The following is a 1,742-nucleotide window of genomic DNA, read 5'->3' on the forward strand; positions in this document are numbered from 1 at the left end:
CCGACGACATCGACGAACGCTTCATCCGCCGCGCTGTCGCCGCCATCGCCATCCGCCGACACGCCGGCAAACTCGCCTACCAGAAAAGCCGCGCCCAATAGCAAGACGGTCTACCGGCCACGCTTACGGTAATCTGGTGGTGGCCAACATCATCGACGACATGCGTCCAAAACAGTGAGTTCGCGAAGGCGAGCGCGCAGGCGTAACGGGGCCACCTTGAGTATGGCAACCCGGCTGCCATTGGTAAAGCTATGTTGCCAATCCAGCCAAACTGAAAGATTAAAGGTCCAAAGGCCCCGCCGACCAGCATAAATAAGCCATAAGCAACGCCGTCAGGCCGTTTGGTTTCAATGTAAACCGGCAGAAAAAGGGAAATCACCCAGAGAAAAATGGCGACATAGGTTAGCTTCATAACCCGTCTTTCAACCGCCGGTATGGACATCGCGTATCTCGCTTCTTGGAACGGAGCGCCTCTACCGGAGCCGAGCCAGCATAGCATCGTTACTCCGTTTCGCGACAGTCACTAAAGGGTGTCGGCGCTACAACGACGCGCAAACGGCGACGACCGCAGTCGGATACCTACCTTGGGCAGTTCAGCCTATCTCCGCGATTGTGAAGGACGGTCTTTCCACCGCTAAACTTCCGCAATTGGGCGACAGCGGAATGTCTGCTCGGGGTGGCAGAACGACCGGCAGCTTTCCCAATAGGCACTGTGCTGCGTTGAGCGACGACTTTAGTTGCGGCGAGCGAACCGACGCATCCGATAAGCCTGCCAGCCAAGGAAGACCGCCAGCGTTCCTTGAATGGCTAGGTCAATCCAAAAGCCCCCTGGATCGTCCGCTCGAGCGGCCATTCCTCCCGTGCGATGATGGACGACTCCCGAAGAAATTTCCCATCCCATGACTCCAGCAATCACGACGGCGGCCAAGGCAAGCAATCCCACAAAAAACCTGCTGATCAGATAATCGGAGTTGTTGGCAGGATCTGACATCAGCGAAGGATGATCGGTGTCAGACCGCAAAGCAAGAATGAGAACGGCGGGGTTTGGGCGATACCGGTCGCCCTCCCCTCCGCCACGAATGACCCAATTGCCGACATTCCACGATCTCAACGGCCCCCTCACCTCCAGACGTTCGTTCAGGTTGAACAAGGTCGATTTGCCCTCGCCCGCTGCTGATATGAGCGTGTATCACGGCATCCTGGGGGAGGTAGCTGCCGGATGGTTCGTTGTTCTTCACTTTTAGTCGTGGCGCTGCTCGCGCTCGCGCCCACTTGGGCGGAAGCAGATGTAACGGCGACTTACCGGCAGCCAGGCTCAGTGGGCTCGGCAAGCGCGCTTATCATCGAGGTCGCGTCTAACGGCGACGTTCGAGCCGGCAACGACGATAGCGGCTACTTCTTGTGGACCAATGGCCAAGGCTACGACGTCAAGCCTGGGCCCGGTGGCCCTATTGTCACCAGGACCGCAGACACAGCTGCCGCTCGCGCAGGCGTCCGGCCCGCGTCTGAAATCATGCAACCCTGGCTGCCAGTGGACACCGTCTCCATCAACGGCTGGAAGGGCACGCGCTATTTCATAGAGGGTGCGCGCCACAATCCTGGCGCCATGCCACTGTGTAGCGCGACGATCTGGATGAGAAGTTAGCGACGATCAGGATGAGAAGCGCTGATCGCGACGAGGTCGTTTTGGTGTGTTTGATTGCCGCTGGCAAGACCTATGTCTCAGGTTGATTGTCGGGGAG

General features: G+C 58.3%; 1 protein-coding gene. It reads right to left on the reverse strand.

The features are described from left to right. Nucleotides 1-733 precede the first annotated feature (733 nt). Complete coding sequence (locus NZL82_RS19750) at nt 734-1,150, reverse strand: hypothetical protein (protein ID WP_261271389.1); 417 nt, start codon at nt 1,148-1,150, stop codon at nt 734-736. Nucleotides 1,151-1,742 lie beyond the last annotated feature (592 nt).

The organism is Sphingomonas sp. LC-1, from assembly GCF_025371035.1.
Taxonomy (GTDB): Bacteria; Pseudomonadota; Alphaproteobacteria; order Sphingomonadales; family Sphingomonadaceae; genus Sphingomonas; species Sphingomonas sanguinis_E.